This window comes from Methylobacterium oxalidis, from assembly GCF_007992195.1.
GTDB lineage: Bacteria > Pseudomonadota > Alphaproteobacteria > Rhizobiales > Beijerinckiaceae > Methylobacterium > Methylobacterium oxalidis.
The window spans coordinates 1-2,666 of the sequence record NZ_BJZU01000247.1 but is presented as its reverse complement, the minus strand read 5'-3'; the positions used below and the strand labels follow the sequence as shown (position 1 = coordinate 2,666).

The window sequence follows — 2,666 nt, the reverse complement described above, 5'->3', positions numbered from 1 at the left end:
CCAGCGAGAGCTTCGCCGATCAGGCGCAGAGCGCGATGCGTGGAGTGGCCGATCAGGCGTCGGATATGTGGGACAGCGCCTCCGATCAGGGCCAGCGCTATTACAGACAGGGCAGCCAAGCCCTCGGCAACATGGATGGAGCGACCCTCGGCGGCTTATTCGCCGCAGGAGCGCTCGGCTTTGCCATAGCTTGGCTGATCTTCGGGCAGTCCAGCGCAAGCCGAGAGGTAGCTCGCGGCATGAGCCGCAGCAGTGAGCGGTATCGCTAAGCTCGAACCATTGCGCCGAGCTTGACGTGACCTTCGAGAGGCCACGTCAGTTTCGCGCTCGCCTGTCCTGAGGCTGTCGATCGCCATCAACCTTCCGGCCGGAGTATACTTGCCTCAGAGCAGGAGGCTCTGCCATGAGCGATCCGATCAACCAAGACATCCCTGTCGTTCTGCTATGGCTGGAGGAAGGGCTCGAACCGGACGCAGAGATGTTCGGATCAGGTGCCAAGGATCTAACGCATGGCCCAGAAATCTGGCCGCGATTTGATCAAGCCTTCCGCAACGCCATGAACACGCCGCGCACTGACGAGCGGCTTCCCTGGATCAAGGTTGGCGACCGCATCATCGGACCAGTCGAACTGCGAAAGATGTATGTTCCCAACACAAACGAAGAATATTGAAGCTCTGCACTTCGGAGTGGAGACGTGTGACGTCGCCTCATTCGAGCTCAGCGTCTGGCTGGGCACTTTGCTGTGCTCGCCGTGAGTGCCCAAGGAGCCGAAGGGTCGGTCAAGCAACCGTCCAGCTACGACATCAGGTCTACTCTGCCTGAGCACCAGCCCGACCAAGCCCGATTGCCTTGGCGAGTTCGGAGCGCTGGGCGGCGTAGCTTGCGGCCACCATCGGGTAGTCGTTGGGCAGGCCGTAGCGCTGGCGGTAGCTGAAGGGATTCAGCCCGTGCCCCGTCAGGTGACGTTTGAGAGCCTTGTAGGGCTTACCGTCGATGAAAGAGATCAGCGCGTCCGGCGTGATCGACTTGCGGATCTGTGAAGGCGTGGCCTTCTCCATATCCTCTTCCGCGGCCTGAGGCGCGCTGCTCGTCAGCCCGTTCAACGCCGCGTACACGCTGGTGAGCAAAGCCGGCAGCTCGGCGACCGGCAGGGGATTATTGGCCACGTAGGCCGAGACAATGCCGGCTGCGAGCTCAACGAAATCGGGGGTCTGCCCCTCAGTATTTTCTGTCACGTTGTAAGTCCATGGTTCGTGCGCCCTCGCGCGGCGTAGATCATCATATGCAGGAGTAAATCAAGGGTGCGGACTTAGAAACAATCGGAAAATCTCTTTCCGGCAGTGGATTGCACCCCAAGTGCTACGTTTCCGGTTCAACCTTCATCCTTGCGGGCGCCACGCGCAACGACCTTCATCTTCTCATCAGGCAGAGGGCGCTGAAGCTTCAGTGCCTCGTCCGGCGGCGCTTCGAGCCAGGTGCTCCACTCGGCCTCGGTGGTCAGCAGCACCGGCATCGCCTTCGGGTGAACGGGACCGACCACGCCGTTCGCTTCAGTCGTCAGGAAGCTGTAGAGCCGGTGCTCCTCCTCGACCGGCTCGTCTCGTTTCGGCCCGCGTACGCCCGTCCACGGCCGCCAGATGCCGGCAAACGCGAACAGCGGCCGCTCGTCGGCGAGTGCGAACCACACCGGCGTCTTCTTCGGCTTGGTGTCGGCGTACTCGCTGAAGGCAGACACCGGCACGAGGCAGCGATACTCCGGCTTCAACCACGGCCGCCAGTAGGGCGAGGCGACGTTGCGGACGTTCGTGACGGGCTGCGTGCCGACCTTCGGCGGAGGCGGGAAGCCCCAGCGCATCATGCTGAGCTCGCGGCCTTCGCCGCGCTGGCGCACGACCGGCGCCATCTGGTCGGGGAAGATGCCGGGCAGCGGCGGCAGGTTGCCGGTCTGGTCGTGCGTGATGCCGAAGGCGCGCCGGATCGCGTCCTGGCCCTTGTTCAGGCTATAGAGGTTGCACATGCCTGATCGTTCCAGGCGATCCGGGCGCGTTCAAGTACGCGAGCGCGGTACGCGTGTTCTGTCCCCACCCTAAGGGCTTAGTGCGTCCGTGCGGCGTACATCGACCAGGCACTCGGCGCGTAGGGGCCGGGGACCTCTTCACGAGATTGGCCCGAGCGGACGGACTTCTCGCGCTCGGCATTCTCAAGGGCGTGGATGACGAGGGCGTGCGCCTCTGGATCCTGGGCCACGACGGCCCGTAGAGCCTCGACGAGTTGCTGGTGAGCGTCCGACATGCGCGAAATGGCCGCTCTTGGCCGAATGCGGCCTGTCTGCTTCGGGGCAGAAGATAGGGGGAAGCGGACGTCCAGCGCAGCACAGGTAGATGCCCTGAAGTGACCCCAAGCGGAAATGGAACCTCCGGTGACGAAGGTCCGAATGGGGCATAAAGCCTGCTGTGTCTCGGATGTAGACACCCTGCCGTTAGGGGCGGTGCGACCATGCGTCAGCCACGGGCCGGTAGCTGCTATCCTAACAGGCGAGATGCAGCCGATCGGTTGCCGCGCTCACGGATCAGGGGTCGGCTCGTCCTCAAGCAGTGTGATCGAGGTCGCGACCGGGCCGTCCAGTGGTCCCACGTGGGCTACGAAGCGTGCACGCGACCAGAGCT

Annotated in this window: 5 protein-coding genes; 2 read left to right on the top strand and 3 right to left on the bottom strand. The window is 63.3% G+C overall.

Features of this window, described 5'->3' with window-relative positions; translation table 11 throughout:
- The coding region (locus MOX02_RS30155) for a hypothetical protein (RefSeq protein WP_147029435.1) at window positions 1–269 on the top strand (269 nt) is incomplete at its 5' end.
- Window positions 270–403: 134 nt separating this feature from the next.
- Window positions 404–670: a hypothetical protein gene (locus MOX02_RS30150; protein WP_147029434.1), complete on the top strand. Its 267-nt coding sequence runs from the start codon at window positions 404–406 to the stop codon at window positions 668–670.
- A gap of 139 nt (window positions 671–809) precedes the next feature.
- On the opposite strand, the gene MOX02_RS30145 is transcribed toward MOX02_RS30150, so the two are convergent.
- The 3 genes from MOX02_RS30145 to MOX02_RS30135 all read right to left on the bottom strand — a co-directional run bounded on the left by MOX02_RS30145 (window position 810) and on the right by MOX02_RS30135 (window position 2,292).
- Complete coding sequence (locus MOX02_RS30145; RefSeq protein ID WP_147029433.1) at window positions 810–1,235, bottom strand: Ros/MucR family transcriptional regulator; 426 nt, start codon at window positions 1,233–1,235, stop codon at window positions 810–812.
- A 137-nt stretch (window positions 1,236–1,372) separates the two neighbouring features.
- Window positions 1,373–2,017, bottom strand: coding sequence for an SOS response-associated peptidase (locus MOX02_RS30140; protein WP_147029432.1), 645 nt, complete (start codon window positions 2,015–2,017; stop codon window positions 1,373–1,375).
- Between the two features lie 77 nt (window positions 2,018–2,094).
- The gene (locus tag MOX02_RS30135) at window positions 2,095–2,292 is read right to left on the bottom strand and encodes a hypothetical protein (protein ID WP_147029431.1); all 198 of its coding nucleotides are present in this window, start codon (window positions 2,290–2,292) and stop codon (window positions 2,095–2,097) included.
- Window positions 2,293–2,666: the final 374 nt, after the last annotated feature.